The sequence below is a fragment of the Thermococcus sp. P6 genome (assembly GCF_002214525.1).
GTDB lineage: Archaea > Methanobacteriota_B > Thermococci > Thermococcales > Thermococcaceae > Thermococcus.
In genome coordinates, this window is record NZ_CP015104.1 from 532,485 (window position 1) to 550,076 (window position 17,592).

The 17,592-nt window shown below is 50.8% G+C and carries 19 protein-coding genes; 2 read left to right on the top strand and 17 right to left on the bottom strand.

The window, feature by feature from the left end; translation table 11 throughout:
• The first annotated feature begins 62 nt into the window (after positions 1-62).
• The gene (locus A3L12_RS02855; RefSeq protein WP_088882209.1) at positions 63-1,487 is read left to right on the top strand and encodes an alkaline phosphatase family protein; all 1,425 of its coding nucleotides are present in this window, start codon (positions 63-65) and stop codon (positions 1,485-1,487) included.
• Here the strand turns inward: A3L12_RS02855 and A3L12_RS02860 are convergent.
• The 17 genes from A3L12_RS02860 to A3L12_RS02940 form a co-directional block, all read right to left on the bottom strand.
• The gene (locus A3L12_RS02860) at positions 1,484-2,980 is read right to left on the bottom strand and encodes a flippase (RefSeq protein ID WP_335755180.1); all 1,497 of its coding nucleotides are present in this window, start codon (positions 2,978-2,980) and stop codon (positions 1,484-1,486) included. The genes A3L12_RS02855 and A3L12_RS02860 overlap by 4 nt on opposite strands.
• Before the next feature lie 340 nt (positions 2,981-3,320).
• Positions 3,321-4,064 carry a sulfite exporter TauE/SafE family protein gene (locus A3L12_RS02865; RefSeq protein WP_088882211.1) on the bottom strand — a complete coding sequence of 248 codons (744 nt, stop codon included), beginning with the start codon at positions 4,062-4,064 and terminating at the stop codon, positions 3,321-3,323.
• Between the two features lie 14 nt (positions 4,065-4,078).
• Complete coding sequence (gene cysC, locus A3L12_RS02870) at positions 4,079-4,603, bottom strand: adenylyl-sulfate kinase (RefSeq protein WP_088882212.1); 525 nt, start codon at positions 4,601-4,603, stop codon at positions 4,079-4,081.
• A gap of 25 nt (positions 4,604-4,628) precedes the next feature.
• A complete protein-coding gene (locus A3L12_RS02875; RefSeq protein WP_088882213.1) occupies positions 4,629-6,059 on the bottom strand; it encodes an alkaline phosphatase family protein in 1,431 nt (476 codons plus the stop codon).
• Between the two features lie 5 nt (positions 6,060-6,064).
• The gene (locus A3L12_RS02880; RefSeq protein WP_088882214.1) at positions 6,065-7,000 is read right to left on the bottom strand and encodes a DHH family phosphoesterase; all 936 of its coding nucleotides are present in this window, start codon (positions 6,998-7,000) and stop codon (positions 6,065-6,067) included.
• A gap of 10 nt (positions 7,001-7,010) precedes the next feature.
• Entirely contained in the window at positions 7,011-7,445 is a 435-nt protein-coding gene (locus A3L12_RS02885; protein WP_088882215.1) for a type II toxin-antitoxin system VapC family toxin, read from the bottom strand.
• Positions 7,442-7,621 (bottom strand): antitoxin family protein, encoded by a 180-nt coding sequence (locus A3L12_RS02890; RefSeq protein WP_088882216.1) that lies wholly within the window; start codon positions 7,619-7,621, stop codon positions 7,442-7,444. Before A3L12_RS02890 ends, A3L12_RS02885 begins: the two co-directional genes overlap by 4 nt.
• A 47-nt stretch (positions 7,622-7,668) precedes the next feature.
• Complete coding sequence (sat, locus tag A3L12_RS02895) at positions 7,669-8,808, bottom strand: sulfate adenylyltransferase (protein WP_088882217.1); 1,140 nt, start codon at positions 8,806-8,808, stop codon at positions 7,669-7,671.
• A 16-nt stretch (positions 8,809-8,824) separates the two neighbouring features.
• Positions 8,825-9,052 carry a ribbon-helix-helix domain-containing protein gene (locus A3L12_RS02900; protein WP_088882218.1) on the bottom strand — a complete coding sequence of 76 codons (228 nt, stop codon included), beginning with the start codon at positions 9,050-9,052 and terminating at the stop codon, positions 8,825-8,827.
• 42 nt (positions 9,053-9,094) lie between these two features.
• The gene (locus A3L12_RS02905; RefSeq protein WP_088882219.1) at positions 9,095-10,258 is read right to left on the bottom strand and encodes a tripartite tricarboxylate transporter permease; all 1,164 of its coding nucleotides are present in this window, start codon (positions 10,256-10,258) and stop codon (positions 9,095-9,097) included.
• Complete coding sequence (locus A3L12_RS02910) at positions 10,255-11,424, bottom strand: hypothetical protein (protein ID WP_088882220.1); 1,170 nt, start codon at positions 11,422-11,424, stop codon at positions 10,255-10,257. Before A3L12_RS02910 ends, A3L12_RS02905 begins: the two co-directional genes overlap by 4 nt.
• A gap of 286 nt (positions 11,425-11,710) precedes the next feature.
• Positions 11,711-13,063 (bottom strand): nucleotide sugar dehydrogenase, encoded by a 1,353-nt coding sequence (locus A3L12_RS02915; RefSeq protein WP_088882221.1) that lies wholly within the window; start codon positions 13,061-13,063, stop codon positions 11,711-11,713.
• A gap of 5 nt (positions 13,064-13,068) precedes the next feature.
• On the bottom strand, positions 13,069-14,013 hold the full coding sequence (locus A3L12_RS02920) for a UDP-N-acetylglucosamine 3-dehydrogenase (RefSeq protein WP_088882222.1): 945 nt from the start codon (positions 14,011-14,013) through the stop codon (positions 13,069-13,071).
• Positions 14,014-14,018: 5 nt separating this feature from the next.
• The gene (locus A3L12_RS02925) at positions 14,019-14,417 is read right to left on the bottom strand and encodes a nucleotidyltransferase domain-containing protein (protein WP_088882223.1); all 399 of its coding nucleotides are present in this window, start codon (positions 14,415-14,417) and stop codon (positions 14,019-14,021) included.
• The gene (locus A3L12_RS02930) at positions 14,398-14,811 is read right to left on the bottom strand and encodes a HEPN domain-containing protein (RefSeq protein ID WP_088882224.1); all 414 of its coding nucleotides are present in this window, start codon (positions 14,809-14,811) and stop codon (positions 14,398-14,400) included. The genes A3L12_RS02925 and A3L12_RS02930 overlap by 20 nt, the downstream gene beginning before the upstream one ends.
• A 14-nt stretch (positions 14,812-14,825) precedes the next feature.
• Positions 14,826-15,923 carry a DegT/DnrJ/EryC1/StrS aminotransferase family protein gene (locus A3L12_RS02935; protein WP_088882225.1) on the bottom strand — a complete coding sequence of 366 codons (1,098 nt, stop codon included), beginning with the start codon at positions 15,921-15,923 and terminating at the stop codon, positions 14,826-14,828.
• 22 nt (positions 15,924-15,945) lie between these two features.
• The gene (locus tag A3L12_RS02940) at positions 15,946-16,560 is read right to left on the bottom strand and encodes an acyltransferase (protein ID WP_088882226.1); all 615 of its coding nucleotides are present in this window, start codon (positions 16,558-16,560) and stop codon (positions 15,946-15,948) included.
• 58 nt (positions 16,561-16,618) lie between these two features.
• Between A3L12_RS02940 and A3L12_RS02945 the strand changes: the two genes are divergently transcribed.
• A complete protein-coding gene (locus A3L12_RS02945; RefSeq protein ID WP_088882227.1) occupies positions 16,619-17,590 on the top strand; it encodes a glycosyltransferase in 972 nt (323 codons plus the stop codon).
• The last annotated feature ends 2 nt before the right edge of the window (positions 17,591-17,592 follow it).

Below are 17,592 nucleotides of genomic sequence, written 5' to 3' on the forward strand. Positions count from 1 at the left end.
GCACAGAAGCTTGACAGAAAGATTTTAAACCCACAAAAGATATTACATAAGGTGGAATCTCTATGAAATCCCCTAAGATAATTGTTATAGGCCTTGATGGTGCTAACAAGCAAACAGCGAGCTTGGTTGGGGTGGATGCAGGATTACATGATTTTATCTCAACGATTCCTCCTTACACCCCACCATCATGGACGTCGATATTAACCGGGGTAAACCCGGCCAAACATGGGATAATTGGATGGCAAAAAGTGGATAAAACCAGTAACAAGATCAAACTAGCAAATTCAAGGGATGTAAAATACCCCCGGCTCTCGGAGATTCTCGAAAGTTTTAATTTGAAGAGCGTCCTAATAAACCTTCCAATGACTTACCCCTTTGATGGGATTAAAAGGAAGGAGAATACCATCATTGTCTCCGATTGGGCATCGCCCAGGCAGACCATATTTCCAAAAAAACTTGACGAGAAGTATAAAGAGTACCTAATAGAACCTCCACACGAGTTGGCAAAGTACGATAAAAAAGAGTACCCAAAACGCTTAAAGAAATACACTGAGACAAAGCTCGGTTTATATTACGATCTCTTAGAAAGGGGGGAATGGGATTTATACTTCATTGTCTTTAGCGAGACGGACTGGTTCTCCCACATATTCCCTCAGATTCTTGAAGGCAAGGACGTTCATATTGTCAAACCAGTATTCAAGCTGATAAAAAAGTTTATAGATGAAGTGAAGTCAACTGCCGATTTTCTATTCATCGTTAGCGATCACGGTTTTGAAGTTAAGGATAGGATTTTTTACGTGAATGAGGCTTTAGCAGAGAATGGACTGATCAAGTACAGCAAAACCAAGGTCAAACTCGTTGATCTTGTCAAGAAAACAATACCCCAAAGTGTGTTAAATAAAATTATTGAAAAAACAGGAGCGTCTGCAAGTTCTATTAGTTATATAAGCCAAACAGCAGATGCATTTATGGTTGAGCCACCTAACTGGGGGATTTATGTCAGGAATCAAGATAAACTCGAGGAAGTGAAGGATGCCCTAGGAAAGTACGATGAAGTTTTGGATGTGATTGAGTTTAGCACAATTCATAATGGGCCTTATTTAGGTAGTATGCCAGAGCTGGTAGTGATACCACAAAAAGGAGTCGAGTTTTCTCATGAACTAAAAGGAAGAATAACTGAGAAGACTTACAAAGGGGATCATGAGATACACGGTGTATTTTCGGCATATGGTGAAAATATAAAAGATCAAATTGAGTTTGAGAAGTCTCCAAGAGTTTACGACATTGCCCCAACCATACTCCACATTTTCGGCCTACCGATTCCAAATGACATGGATGGCAGAGTATTAATGGAAATTTTTAAGGAAGATAATCAATTTGCAAAAAGAAAGCCAAAATACGTTGATCCCAGCTATTACGAGAAAAAGGGGGGTGATGAAAAGCTCAGAAAAGCGATTAAAAACCTTAAACTAAAAGGGAAAATCTAAACAAATCTTCCCAATATTTTCTTTATCAATCCAAGGTCAACCCCGGTTCTCCTCTCTATCGCCAGTAGCAGCTCAACATCCTCCCTGTCAACGCTCCTGCTTAGCAGAACCAGAAGGAAGTAAACTACAAGAAACCCCACCAGAATAGGGAGGGCATAGAATATGTTTGCAACGTGCAATTTAAGCACCTTGATGATCCCGAGCAGGGCAAAGCTGATAGCCAGCAGTTTAACGTAATTCAGGCTGAAGGGATGGATTTTGGTCTTCTGATATAGCCTGAAGGATTTCAAAACGTTGGCCACGAAGTAGGATACTGCAGTGGCAGTTGCGGCCCCCTCGATACCGTAAGGAGGTATTAAAGCAGCGTTCAGAAGGACGTTCACCAGCGCGGAAAGGGCGTTTGAATACATATCAAAATCATTCTCCCCAACAACTACAAGACTCATCCCGTTCAGCCCGAGAAACGTGTGGAACATGAAACCCAGAGATAGGATCTGAAGCGCTGCAGATGCAGAAACATACCTTTCCCCGAAGAGAAACGCTATCGTTGCCTCTGGAAATAAAAACATCAGGGCGAAAATGGGCAGGGTTAGAAGGAAGATCCACTTGGTCAGAACCTGATAAACCCTCTTCAGCTCCCCAATCTTCCCATGAGCGTAAAGAGCTGTGGCCAGAGGAGGATAGATGAAACCGGCGGAATATAAAAACACCGGTAAGAGTCTCGCAAGGGGGGATGCCGCATTATAGAGCCCTACAACCTCCGATGTTTTGTAATAACCCAGCATGAGGGTATCCGTCCAGCTCATGATGGTCCACAGGATCCCGCTGAACATCAGGGGAATGGAAAACCTTACGAGCTTCTTTCCGAGCTTAAAATCAGGGGATGCCGGTTTGATAAGCCCGATTCTTAACGTATCGAAGGTTAGAAAAAGCAGGGTTAATCCCTGGGCCATTACGTATGTTATGAAGACGTAGTAAAATTCAAGTTTTAAGAGGACAGCAATCCCAACGAAGGAAAACCAGAGAAGGGGGTAAGCTATGTTCTGAAAGTAAACCTTCTCCCTAACCCTCCCGAAGCCCCTCGAGATCGAGATCAGGATAGCTATCAGGGAAGAGAAGGGGAGGGCTAAAATCATAACCCGGAGGGCTTTTACCAGTCTATCCTCGTGGAAGAGCACGGATATGTTCCCGGCGAAGAGGAAGATAACGAAAGCTGTAACCACCGCAGTTATCCCCGTTATGAAGATGGCCGTTGGGATTATCCTCTCAACCTTCTCAGGTTCGCGCTCTCTGTAGAACGCAATCTCCCTTGGAATAGCGTTTGGAAAGCCGAGCGTGGCCACGGTAAGGGCGATGCTCAGGACCGTTAACGCCAGATTGAAAACCCCGTACTCCGAGGTTGGAAAACCCCTCGCTATGACTGCCCTGCTCAAAAAGCCGAAGAGCATCGAAATCAAAGTTCCGGCAAAGACTATTCCGGTCCCCCTTGCCATCCTGTGCAACGTTTGAGATGTCCCGGTCATGGGAGTTTCACCTTTTGACTTTGACTCATTCGACTTTTCAATATAATTCCCGATTTAACCCACTCAAATCCCGTGTTATGCTGCCCTGAAATTCTAAGCAGGCCCTGAATGCCCACAGGCTTCACCCGGTACTTTAGTTGAGCCCCGGGTTAATAACTTTTTGTTAATGATCTCGCTATCCCCTGCTTGTTCCGCTCAGCTTTCACAGGATTGTCTCTTTCAAACGGCAACCTTTTGTGATTCCAGCCTCTTCCACTAAAAGCCCAACACGATGTATTATCACAGGAACTGGCCCGATCGGTTGGAGGTCTCACCAACCAGCCCACTGGAGGAGTATAACAATCCCGATCAGGAGGATAAGGACGTTGATAACTCTCTTCAGCTTATCCCGGTCAGCCCTTCTGTTGATATGGGTTCCCAGATAAACGCCCGGGACGGTGCCGAGGATAAGGAAGGCCGCCAGGGAGTAATCCACGCTTCCGAGGAGGAAGTGGTTGAGAAAGCTCATGGAGGAGAGTGCGAGGCCGTAGACAATCGCAACGCCAACAACGTCCTTTGGATCTATCCTCGCAACGTTCACAAGGGCGAAGCTCACTATAACCCCAGCCCCGACAGAGGTGAACTGAACCGCCAGACCGACGATGAAGCCAAGGAGATAAACGTGGGCCCACCTCGGCCTCAGTGAAACTTTTAACTCGCCCTTCAGGAGGCTTAAAAGCGAACTGGCAACGAGGATAACACCGAGAAATAAGGTGAGGTATTCGTTGAGAACCCCTCTATCGATTTCCCTGAGCAGAAAAGTCCCGAGGATTATAGCAGGCAGGCTTCCGGCAATCAGGCGGAGGGCTATGTCGTACCTTATACCGCTCTTTTTACGAAAAAATAGCCCGAAAGTTCTGGTTACGGTGGCGTAGAGCAGGTCCGTCCCCACGGCGGTGAGGGGCTCAACGCCGAGGAAAATAAGGGAGGGAGTCATCAGGGACCCGCCGCCGATCCCGGTCAGGCCGATGAGGAGACCTACGAGAAAGCCCAGCCCCACGAGGGTTAGCTCCATGGATTCTCTCCCCCTCAGGGCAGATAACCCAGCTCCCTGGCCTTCCTCAAAACGGCCTCCACTTCTTCCTCTGGCGTCATTTTCGAGGAATCGATAACCACTTCCGGATTTTCGGGTTCTTCATAGACCCCATCGTAGCCCGTAAGTCCCTTTATCTCACCCCTTAAAGCCCTAGCATAGAGCCCCTTTGGATCCCTTTGAATCCTCACCTCGAGGGGAGCGTAGAGGTAGACCTCGATGAAGTTCCCTATTTCCTTCCTCGCATACTCACGGACGGCTCTGTAGGGTGAGATCAGAGAGACTATCGCTATCACCCCGTTCCTGCTCAGGAGCTTTGCCATGTGGATGACAATCCTGTTGTGCATCTCCCTCGCTTCCTTTGAAAAGCCCAGCTCCGGGTAGAGGGTCTTCCTTATGGTGTCCCCGTCGAGTATCTCGACGCGATGACCCATTTCCCTAAGCTTCCTCGCGAGCTTTACGGCAAGGGTCGTCTTCCCGGCACCACTCGGGCCCGTGAGCCATACCGTGAAACCCTCCATTCTATCACCTCTGATTTCTCAGGAGTTAGAGTATGCTCTTCCCGTGCATTTCCGGGAGGGGCTCCTCAATCCCGAAGAGCCTGAGCATCGTCGGGGCGAAGTCGTAGATGGACAACCTCGTGGCCCTGCTCTCGTCGAAGCCCGGCAGGTACATCGAGAAGACCCCGAACTCGGAGTGGTTCGCATCGTCCGGCCCCGTGTCGTTCTCGGGAAGGTAGTTGCCCGGATGTCCGACCGTTCCGGCGGCCCTCCAGTTGAGGTTGTCGAAGTAGACCATTATGTCCGGCCTGTTCCCCCTCGTTACGGGGTATATCTCCTCTGGATAGAAGACCTTCGTGTCCCACTTCTCTCCATTCGGGCCGCGTATCGACTTTATAAGCTCTGCCACCTCGTCCCTCACCTTCTCAAACCGGGAAAGCGGCACTTTACCGGATTTCTCCCTGCCGAGCACGTTCAGGAAGACGCGCGAGTAGTAGCCTCCCCATCCCCATGCCGTTGTGTCCTTCCAGTCAACCTCAAGGCTCTCGAAACGCTTTACCTTCCCGTCGTGCAGAACTTCCGGGTTCCTTACCTTCAGCAGGCCTTCCTCGGCAAGCCACTGGTTCACCGCGAAGTTGCCGTGCATGGCCTTGATGCCGTGATCCGAGACTATGAAGACGGCCGTCTCCTCGAGGTCCACGAGCTTCAGCGTCTCCCCGATCTCCCTGTCGAGGAGCTTCCAGTAGTCCCTGATGACGTTCTCGTATCGATTTCCCTTTCCGGGGTAGAGGTGGTGGTTCTCATCGAAGTACCTCCAGAAGGCATGGTGAACCCTGTCAAGGCCTATCTCAACGAAGTGGAAGTAATCCCAGTCCTTTTCCTGCAGGAGGTAGCGGATGACCTCGAACCTCTTCTCCGTCATCTCCCAGAGGCCCTCCTTCACCTCATCCTTCGCCTCCTTCCTGAAGGGAACGTCGAAGATGTACTCGCCGACGAGCCTCTCTATCTCGCCCTTCAGCTCCTTTGGGTAGGTGTAGTCAACGCTGGCATCGGGAGTTATGAAACAGCTCACGAGGTGCCCCTTTATGGGCTTCGGCGGGTAGGTGGGTGGCACGCCCACGATTATGGACTCCTTCCCCCGCTCGCCGAGGTGGTCCCAGAGGGTCTTCTCCTTCACCTTCCTGCTGTGGGCTATCCAGTAGTCGGTGTAAGAATTTCCCCTCCTGTGCCTGAACCCGTAAAGGCCGAGCTCGCCGGGCGTTTTGCCCGTGACCATCACCATCCACATGGGAATTGTTATCGCCGGGATTCCCGTCCGCATCGGACCGTGGACTGACCTTTCGATGAGCCTTCTCATGTTTGGAATTTCTTCGTAGAAGCGGTTGAACATCAGCTCCGGAGGTGCCGAGTCGAGCCCCATGACGAGAACCCTCTTCGTCCCCTCGATTCCTTCCCGAACCTTCCTTTCAAACTCCATCCTCCTCACCTCACGTATTCCTCGATGATTGAGAGCACATCGCTGATTCTATCCCTATCGCAGATGCATCCCAGAACCTCCCCCTTTCCGCCGGCGTTGACACCGAGGGCCTTAACGCGCTCAATGACCTCGCCCATCCCAATCCTTCCGGCTTCTTCCCCCGATATCCTGAAGTAGACCTGAGCCTTCCCATGGAAGTTTTCGTTAACCACAAGGGCCCCCCGGTAGTTCATCTCCCAGACGAGCCGACGAGCCACCTTCGAGATGATGTTAAAGGGACTCTCGAAGTGAACTATGGCAAAGCCGTTTCTCTCTTCGGCCTCTGAGATGGCATCCTCGATGGCTTCCCCTATTGCCCGGGCCTTCTGCACCCACGGATCGTAGTCGAGGAGCTCCTTTGCCTCCTTCCTGAGGAGTATCCCAACGGCTTCCTCAACGCCCTCCCTGTCCATTGAGATGTAGTTGGAATCGATGAGCTCCACCATCCTTAAAGCCTCCCCCTCTGTCACTCCTTCCTTTTCAAGGAGCTCCCTGACCTTTTCCAGCTCAAAGGCCCTTTCTCCGACATCCCCAACGGCACCGAGGGCGCTCCAGACGTTCCATATTCCAAAGTGCTCCGAGATGACGAGAGAGCAGGAGGGGTAGTACTTTCCGCCGAGAGAGGGGTTTATCTGCCTCACCTTGGGGTTCCTGATCCTTGGCTGGATGTGGTGATCCATGAAGATAACTTCCTTCCCGATTCCCTCCACCTCATGGGGCAGGTTCAGATCGAGAACGTAGATCCGTTCGGCCCTTTCAATGGCCCTCTTTATCCTCCCATCGAAGCGGAACTCCCCTATGGGCGGGGTTAAATTCTCGAATTCTTCCAGATTAAGGGCCTTAACGAGTAGAGCGGCCGAAGTCACGCCGTCAGTGTCCCAGTGGTGGATCAATACATCCATTTGCCCAACCTCACCCAAGTGTCTTCTCCAGCTCTTCAAATTCTTCTAAAAGGTAAAATGCCTTGACATTGTACTTTCTCGCACTCTCGACTTGGAATCTATCGTTTGATACCAGAATACCGTTTGTGGAATGGGAGACTGCAATGTAAAACGAATCTATAGCCCGACACCCGGTCTGAAAGGCGATCTCAAAAGAAACTTCTCTAAGTTTACTTATCTCAGAGATTTCCACGTTCTCAATAATCAGTTCGTATAACCTACTGGCCTCCTCTCTCGGCATCCTTCTGATCAATTGGCCAATAAGTTCTATTTTAAAAACATCGGGCTCTATGATCGGAATGTTCTTCTCTTGAACTTTCCTAAAAAATGTTTTAGCCAGAGATGTTCTGGCTTTCTCGTACTCAAAAATTGCATCAATAAACACAGAGGTGTCTACAACGATCATCGCCTCTCCTCCAGAAACTCCTTCAGCGCGTCCTTTTTCACTTTCCTGCTGAAATTTTCTATGATCTCCGCTATCCCCATCTTGATTACCACTTTCCCGTGAACGCCCTCCTTGAGTTTCACCTTTTTAAGGGGCTTAAACACCCCCCTTTCGTACACAACTTCAATCTCCTCCATATTTCCTCACCAACTGGAAATTTGTAAAAGGAAATATAACCCTTCTCCTAACCCACGAAGGGGTTCTCGAAGCTCCTCACGACCTCGAAGACCTCGGGGCGCATCATGTATTCCGGAGGTTTTTCGCCGTTCATTATCATCCTTCTAAGCTTTGTGCCGCTTATGTGGACGTGGAACTCCTCATCGTGGGGGCAGATCTTTGCGTTGACCATTCCACCGCATTTCCTGCAGTAGAAGGACTCGCGGATGAACATGGGCGTTATCCCGAGGTCCGGGAACTCCTCAAAGAGATCCCACGCCTCGTAGGGCCCGTAGTAATCCCCAACACCGGCATGGTCCCTTCCCACTATGAAGTGCGTTGCCCCAAAGTTCTTCCTCATTATCGCGTGGTGTACTGCTTCCCTCGGCCCGGCGTAGCGCATCTCGTAGCGGACCGTTGCTAAGGTTGCCGCGTCCTTGGGGTAGTAATGTCTGAAAAGGGTCTCGTAGGCTTTTATTATGACCTCATCCCTGTAGTCGCCCTTCTTCTTCCTTCCAAGGACCGGGTTGATGAAGAGGCCGTCAACGAAGGTTAGCGCGGCTTTCTGAACGTATTCATGGCCCATGTGGGGCACGTTCCTCGTCTGGAAGGCCACTACACTCCTCCACCCGCGTTCCTTAAAGAGAACCCTCGTTTCGACCGGCCTGAGGGTGTACTCCGCAAAGGGATTCGGAAGCTCGTCCAAAAGTTCGATCTCACCGCCTATCAGATAATCGCCCATCTCCATAAGGCGGGCCACGCCGGGATGGGCCCTATCGGTGGTTTTGAACACGTGCCGGGCAAACTCCTTCTTATCGTAGGTGTATATCTCCTCCACGTGCATCCTCGCCACTAGAAGATCACCGTGGTAGAGGAGGACCGCATCGCCCTCGTCAAAGGTTCTGTCCCTGATGTCGAGTACTATCGGGATCGTCCACGGGGTGTCGTCGCTCAGGCGCATATGCTCGAGAACGCTCTCGAAATCATCCCTGTTAAGAAAGCCCTTTAGAGGGGAATAAACGCCATGGGCTATGTTCTCGAGGTCTATCGCCCTGCCGTGATCGATCTGGACTCTGGGATATTCCTCCTGCTCGCTCAGGATCCTCTCGCGTGTTTTCCTCGCCACCGTCCTCCTGACGAGCCTGCCTCCGTGTGGCTTTGAGACCATGGTATCACCTTAAGGATCAGTCGAGATAGCCAAGGGCGCGGAGCCTTTCCTTGACCTTCTCCTCCTCCTCTTCGCTGAAGACCTCTTCCTTCTCCTCCTCTTCGAGGCTCGCCAGAACCTCCCTCAGAACGTAGGTTACGTAGTCCGAAACTGAAGTGAACCCGGTGCCTTCGATTCTCTTCTTTATCTTCTCATAGAGCGGCTTCGGTATGGAAACTGTCGTGTACTTCTTTTCATCCGCCATCTTCTCACCTCCTTAATGTGGTTTAATTATATTTAATTAAAATTATAAAGCTTTCGGGCCTATGATTATGGGTAGCATCAGCACGCCCATGCAGGCGGTTCTCTTAACCCCGAGGAGGGGGGCCGAGAGGCCGACGAGCGAGGAGACACCCAAAAGAAGCACTCCCAAGAGCCCATCGAGAAGAAAAGAACCGGTGAAGAGCAACACCAGAACCGCGAGGTTCAGCTTCCTGTAGCTGAAGTTCTCGAGCAACCCTGCCACGAACCGGGAAAGGGGCAGGCCGTAGAGGTTGACAAGGCCGGCAACTGCAAAGGAAGAAACCAGCAGGATTAGAAACTCCCACCGGCTTATGGGGAAGTAGTGTTCTCCCATCAAAGCCAGTATCCCGTTCCTCGTTCTCCCCGTGAGGTAGAAGTTCTCCAGTCCAAAGACGAAGTTCGCGGTGTTTACGGAGAAGACTATGGTTAAAAAGGGCCTCTCCCCCTTCGTGAAGAAGGTCCCAACAAGGGCCGCCTGAGAGGGGGTAAAGGCCGGAAGCATGGAAGATAGCATCCCGAAGAACGTGCCGGCGAGGGAGAAACGGACCAGTTCCGGGGTTTCCATGTTTATCCCCTCATCCCCCGCCCGAACCCTGCCCTCGTTCCTCAGGGATAGCAGAATCACGGGGACACCGAAGAGGCCGACGAAGAGGTGATAGAAAGGTTCCCTGAGGGGAAAGAGCTCGCTGACGATTCCAAGCGCCCCCGCCATCAGAAAGACCAGCAGGGCGTATAGTTTTTTTATTCCGCTCTCTGTGAGGATTATGAGGAGCGCGAGGAAGACCACCGCGATCCTTCCCATGAGGGGATTATAATGCGGGGCCAGGGCGGAATAGAGGGGGAAGAGGGCCGTGGAAAAAATCACGGCCAGCAGGCTCGCCTTCAGGGAGATGTTAACTACCTCGAGGCCTTTTCCTTCCATCGCCAGCCTGTGGGCCGGGAGGATGGCGAGGGCCGTCCCCTCCTCCGGAACCCCGAAAAAGGTGGATGGGAATGCATCAAGGAAGGTATGGGTCAGACCCATGGCGTAGATCAGGAGGACGAAGGAAAGGCCCCTCAGGGGCAGGTCCACGCCCTCGAGTATCGAAGCCAGGGTGTTCGCATGGAGGGCCGGTGTCAAACCCGTCACGGTTCCCCCGAGGACTCCAAGGATGAGCTCCTTTATCACTTTACCACCACGTCTTCACGTGAATAGACCTCAAAGGCCCCCATTCCCCTGTAGGTGGTGTGGTAACCGAAGGCAACCACATGCTCCCCTTCCCTCAGGGTTACGCCGAGGGACTTCCTCAGCTTTAGAAGAACCCAGCAGCTTCCATCCGTCACGTTCGCCAGTCCGAAGCCGTTTGCGTAAACCTTAACCCACTCGACGTTTCCCTCTATTTTCGAGGGTCCCTTCACGGGCCTGCAGATGGTGTTGTTCAGTCTTTCCCTCGGAGTTGAGACCTCGCAGTTCAGGCAGTAGAGGGAATTTTCCCTCCTTATCGCCTGGAACTTAATCGAATCCCCTACATGAGCGAAAAAGCCGTACAGGGGAAGGGAAGTGCAGTTGAGCTTGAGATACCTTTTGTTGGACTTCGAGACGAGGCACTCGCCGTAGGCTATCTCTCCCACGCTCTCCTCTCCGATGGGCCTCTTTACGGCCTTTCCGAGAACCTCAACGTCCCGTCGGTCCTCCACGTAAACCGTGAGGGTGGAGTAAAGCCTCACTATGCCGAGAACCCTCACGTAATCTCCGGGCTTTAATTTCATCCCGTAGGGCAGGTAGACCTTTACGGGCTCGCCGTTCCAGATCGTGGCCGGGTTTCCTCCGTAGATGACGGAACCCTCTATCCGGAGGGGCATCCCATCTTCAGGGGTGTTCCTGAAATCAATCACCGTGTAGTTCACGACGTAGAGCTTTCCCCTGTAGAAGAGGCCCATAGCTCGCAGGTATTCCCCCTTCGAGACGTTCAGGCATGGATACATGTAGACCCTCTCAGGGGTTAAAAGTCGGCAGTCGCTCCAGTACGCTCCCTCGATCGCTTCCAGCGGAAGAAATTCCGGCGATGTCTCGTTGATCTCAAGAAGCTTCAAGCGATCTTTTTCCGGATCTTCGACCTTTCCAAGTATCCTGTAAGCCTTTCCAACTTCCATGCCTCCGAAGACCGCCACGCTCGCGCTTCCGTTGTAGAGGACGGAGAAATCCCCGCTGGAATAGACGCACAGACCCTGGAACTCCACGAGATCTCCCTTTCCGGCGTTTTCAAGGGGAACGGCGTTGGTCTGACTGCCCATGTAGTAAAGGGCCGAAATGGAAGCCAGGGCCATGAGGACGATCAGAACCTTTTCCCTCATGCTGATCGAAAGAGTTTAATTTTTCTCCAATATAAATTTTACGATTTTAAGATGTTTAAAACAAGCATGATTTTATAGTAGATTTCCAACCGGTAAATCCATGCTGGATTTAACTAATTGAGGATAAAACAAGGGCGGATAAAACAGGAAAACGACACCAATATCACAAGAAGAAGGATGCTTAAATGTCTTTTAAAAACTTAGACGTGGGCGTTTGAAGGCGTATTAAGGCTTCTGCTACCGGGTCTGGGGAAAGAAACAAAAACAATACCCAAAATTTTCCTCTTCACGGGTTTCTGACCCTACCAACTCTGAAATATCCAAAACCCAGTTTTTCGACCTCTTCTGGATCCAAAACGTTCCTGCCGTCCACTATTACTTTACTCCTCATCTCAGCCGACATCCTGTTAAGGTCGAGTTTTTTGAATTCCCTGTGGTCCGCGGTGATTACCACGACATCCACGCCTTTGAAATCCTCCTTCCATGTGGCACCAAAGCGCTCCGCATCTTCGGGGGTGCACAGGGGATCGTAGGCATAAACACTGGCACCCCATTCCTTAAGTTCCTGGATAATAGGTTTAGCTGCTGCTTTCATGAACTCCCTAACGCCGCCCCTGAACGTCAATCCAAGAACAAGAACGTTGCTTCCCTTTACCGGCCTTCCAGCTTCGTTCAGGCCTTTTATTACAAGCTCAACGATGTGATGGGGCATTGAATCGTTTATTTCCCTGGCGGTCTTTGTCAGCCTTGGATTGGTTCTTCCGGCGAGGTTAATGACGAACCATGGATAGACGGGTATGCAGTGACCACCAACCCCCGCCCCCGGCATGTGCAGATGGCAGTAGGGCTGGGTGTTTGCGGCTTTGAAGACCTCCAAAGCGTCCAAACCGTGCTCCTCACACCAGAGGGCAAGTTCGTTGGCCAGAGCTATGTTAACGTCTCTGTAAATTCCCTCAAAGACCTTTACGGCCTCGGCGGCTTTTATAGAACTCATCGGGATGACTCCCTTTCTGTTTATGGTTTCATAAATCCCGATCAGGGCTTCAAGTGTTCTTTCATCGCTCGCCCCCACTATCTTCGGGTACTGGCCGGTTATATCCCTGATTGCCGTCCCGGTCATCGTCCTCTCCGGAGCGTGTCCGAGTCCAAATTCTCCTATTTTGAGACCGCTCTCCTCGAGTATTGGAATAATGCTTTCCGTCGTTCCGGGGGGCATCGTGGCCTCCGTGATGACCACATCCCCTTTCTCCAGCCCCTGAGAAATCTTATGGGCTACATCGTAAACAGGATCGAGCTTTAAGTTCCCCCTCTCATCCGTCAGGGTCGGTACGAGGATCACCATCACGTCCGCCTTTCTGGCGGCCTCCACTCCGTCGGTGGTGGCACTCAGGCGACCTTCCTCGACGTTCTTCTTTAAAAGCTCGTCCAGCCCGGGCTCTTCCTTAACATGGTTCTCTCCTCTGTTGATCATCTCAACTACGTTCTCATTGATGTCAACCCCAATGACCTTAGCCCCATGCTCCGCAAAAACCGCGGCGAGGGGCAGGCCCATCTTGCCCAGTCCGTAGACCGCTACGGTTACCCTTCCCTTTTCAATGGCGTTTCTGACTTTTTCCCTGTCCAGTCCGAGTAGCTTCATTTCGATCACACTCTCACAACTTCATCTCTTTTAGCGCTTTCCAAGGCTTTCACGGCAACTTCAAGCGCATGCAACCCATCTTCTCCCGACACCAGAGGTTTCGCTCCTTTTTCAACGCACTCAACAAAATGCTCAAGCTCAAGCCTCAGGGGTTCTTTCTTTTGAATCTTGGCCTCTCTGACCCATTCGCTATTGTATACCTTAAGGCTTTGCTCTATGTAATCAAGCTGTGCTATCCCCTCGGTGCCAACGACTGTTAGGGTTCTGGTTTTGTGAGGGGTTAAACGGTTGGTTTCTATAATCCCATCAACCCCGTTCTCAAAGCCGAGCAGGATCAGTGCGTAGTCCTCCACTTTGGCAGGATGCTTAACGTTCCTTGCTTTTGCGTAAACTTCCTTAACCCGGGAGTTCGAGATGAAGCTCATCACGTCTATGTCGTGAACCGCCAGGTCAACTATCACCCCAACGTCCGCTATTCTCGTGACCATCGGGCCAACCCTCTTGGCGTTCATAGTGACTACCCTACCAAGGATCCCATCCTCAAGAACCTCCTTCAGCTTCAGAACGCCCGGGTTGAACCTCTCCACGTGCCCGACCATCAGGGTGACGTTGTTCCTCTTGGCTGCGGATATAATTTCCTTGGCACTTTCAATGCTCTCGGCTATGGGCTTTTCCACCAGAACACTGGCGCCGTTCTCAATAAACTCCATGGCAACCTGCCTGTGAAGGGAAGTCGGGACGGCTATGCTGACCGCGTCAACCGTACCTATTAAATCCCTGTAGTCACCGAAAGCATCCGTCTTAAATTTGGAAGCCATCTCCTTAGCCCTCTCAACGTTGGCATCAGCAACACCAACAAACTCTACCTTTCCTTCCCTTGACAGCTCAGAGTAAATCCTTGCGTGATGTCTTCCCATGTTTCCAACGCCAACAACACCTACACGGAGCATTTTGATCACCCGGCCATCATCCAGTACCGCTCTTTTCTCAATCCCTTTTTCTTAAGTTCTTCAAATTTCCTCTTTGCAAATTTATAAAATCCATCATCATGGAGCACCTTCCCGTACTTCATCGCATCCAGGGCGGAAGGTGAGAGGTTTTCCATTGCCCTCAAAAACTCCTTTCTCGTGTACGCTATTATGTCCACGGGAAGAAATTCCTCGTTTAGCCTGTAAAGTTCCCTAGTTCTCCTGAGAGGATTCCCCTTTAGTCTATCAGAGACCACGATTATGTCGAAATCACTCGCCAGATTATAATCTCCTCTGGCGTAGGAGCCGAAGAGGATTACCGTAGCTTCACCCCCCAGATAATCGACAAGCCTTTGAACAAAACCATTAAGTTCTTCCAAGTTCATCTTTAAGACCCTCAACAAACTTGATGATCGTTTCAGCATAGGAAACGAGTTCTCTGGCTATTTCTTCGGAGTAGTATTCATAGGGGGAGCCCTCGGGATACGCATCCGGATAACGAGGAGTTATGTAGTTCCTATCCAGTTCCATCGCACGGTATAGAATCGTTTTTGGAATGCCAAACCCCCTGTCTTTCAGTTCCCGAAAAAGCCGGGTTATGGAATGTCCCACTGGGGCAAGGCCTAAACCCCGTAAAATGGCCTTGACAGCCAATTCCCCCGCTTGCTGGGATTTAAAGCTGGCCCACTCATAGTATCCCTGTTGCAGATCCAGATAAGCAGACTTCAACGTTCTTCTGGCTTCCTTCATCCATCTCTCATATTCGCTTTCCTTGAACATAACCGTCACCGTTTCTACGAATAGCCGATCTCTTTAAGTGTCCGCGTTATATAAGCGATCTCTTCCCTTCCAACGGCCGGATGTACGGGCAGGCTCAGCACTTTCTTCGCGGCTTCAATTGAGTTCGGACAGCAGTCTTTTGGATAGCCAAGCTTCTGGTAGAATGGCTGATGGTGAACAGGGATTGGATAGTGCACGGCCGTTCCGATTCCCCTTTCCCTCAGCGTTTCCATGAGTTCATTCCTCCCCACGGGGAAATCCTCCACCTTTATAACGTACTGGTGAAAGACGTGCTTAACCCTCTTATCCACGTACGGAGGGATTAGGCCATCGATCTCCCTTATTCCTTCCGTCAGAGCCCTGGCGTTCTCTATTCTCCTCTCGTTCCATTTATCCAGTTTTTTAAGCTGGACTCTGCCGATAGCTGCAGCTATGTTGGTCATCCTGAGGTTGTACCCGAGCTCCACGTGGAGGTACTTCTCGGCCTGTCCATGGTTCCTTATGAGTTTGGCCCTGTTGGCAAGCTCCTCGTCACTGGTAACCACCATTCCTCCCTCACCAGTCGTTATGTTCTTTGTTGGATAGAAGCTGAAGGCGGCTATATCACCGAAGGTTCCGACTTTCTGGCCCTCAAACTCCGCCCCATGGGCCTGGGCACAGTCCTCAATGAGGTAAAGTCCGTGATCCTCCGCAATCTCCTTAAAAGCCTTCATATCGGCCGGCTGGCCGTAGAGGTGAACAACCACTATAGCTTTGGTCCTCTCATTGATCTTCTCCAGAACATCGTTTGGATCAAGGTTGTAAGTTTTAGGATCGATGTCCGCAAAAACCGGCTTTGCACCTTGAAAGAGTATTGAGTTGACAGAGGCTATGAACGTGAAGGGGGTGGTTATGACCTCATCCCCGGCCTTGATCCTAAGGGCCTTCAATGCAACGTCCAGAGCTGCCGTTCCGTTGGCAACTGCTATCCCGTACTTCACCCCCAGATAACTCGAGAATTCCTTTTCAAATGCCTCAACTTCCTTTCCATGGGCAAGCATTCCACTTTTCAAAACTTCAACAACGGCTTTAATTTCTTCATCCCCGATCAGAGGTTTGGCTATTGGAATCATCTTCAACCCTCCCCTTAAATTTTCACAGATCCTTTTCCTTTAAATACCTCTCGTAGTCTTCCTTGTCAACTTTAACCTCCCGGCCACAGTGGGAACATCTAAAAATCACGTGATTCTCATCTTCCCCGACCTTTTCCTTCAGTGGCCTTCCGCAGTAGCAGACGAAACCCTTTAACCTCGCCGGGTTTCCGAAGACAAGCCCAAAGGGTGGAACGTCCCTGGTTACAACAGCCCCTGCTCCGACCATGGCATATTCACCAATCGTTACCCCGCAGACTATCGTCGCATGGGCCCCTATTGAGGCGCCTTTTTTAACCAGAGTCGGAACCACTTCCCATTCCTCGTTAAATGCTCTTGGATAGAGGTCGTTCGTGAAGGTCATGTGCGGGCCGAGAAAAACGTCATCCTCAACCTTAACACCGTGATAAACGCTCACCCCGTTCTGAATCTTCACGTTGTTGCCGATCTCAACATCAACGTCTATGTAAACGTCCTTGCCGATGTTGCAGTTCTTTCCTATCCTCGCCCCCTTTCTTACGTGGGCGAAGTGCCAAATCCTCGTCCCCTCCCCTATTTCGGCACCTTCCTCCACGACCGCAAGGGGATGAACGAAATACTTTTTAGGTTCCTCGGCCATTGGTAACACCGATACCAATAGAATTCCCTAGGATATAAACGTTACTCAGGGTGGAACCATGGAACCATTCGTCACAGTCATCATTCCGGCTTACAATGAGGAGAAGTACATCAGAAAGTGTCTGGAAGAGTGGGTCAATCAGGAATACCCCAGGGACAGGTATGAAATACTCGTTTACGACGGCATGAGCACCGATGGGACCGCAAAGATAGTTAAAGAGTTCGAGAGAAACTACCCGGCCTTGGTGTCTTACCGGATTAATCCAAAGAGGAGACAGGTTTACGCTTTTAACATGGGGATCGAAGAGGGCCGGGGAGAACTGTTCGTGATCTTCGGCGCCCACGCCTATCCTGAAAGGGACTTTCTAAGGAAGAGCGTTGAGACGTTCCTGGAGGTTAGAAAAAGGGAGCCAAAACTTGCCGGGGTTGGGGGGAGGATAATAAAGCTCTTTGAGAACCGTCTGGCCAAGTTCGTGGCGCTGATATACTCCTCCCCCCTCTCCGGCGCGAGCAGCTTCTGGTACGAGGAGAAGCCCCATTTTGCAAAAACCGTCGCTTTCGCCCTTTACGACAGAGGCGTAGCAAAGGAGATCGGCGGTTTCGATGAGGATATGATCGTAGGCAATGACTTTGAATTCAATTTAAGGATAAACAGAAACGGATACAGGTTGTATTTCGATCCGGGTATCAAGAGCTACTATTACGCACGTTCCACATGGAAGGGTTTCCTAAAGCAGACTTTCAATTACGGGGCCGTTAAGGCTGTGGCAATCAGGAAAGGCCATTTCTCCTTTTTATGGCTGTTCCCCCTTGCCTTCCTCGGGCTGGAACTGCTCCTTCCCTTTGTGAAATCCTTACCATGGGTCTTCCTCGGTTACTGGATGCTTACGCTCGTGGAAGCCCTTAGACTCGCCCTAAAAAGGGAGAACGCGGATGCACTGGCCCTACCTCCTGTCATGTTCCTTTTCCATAACTTAATAAGTCTTGGATTCGTGGCGGGATTGTTGTTCGGGAAAAAGGCGTTCAGGTGATT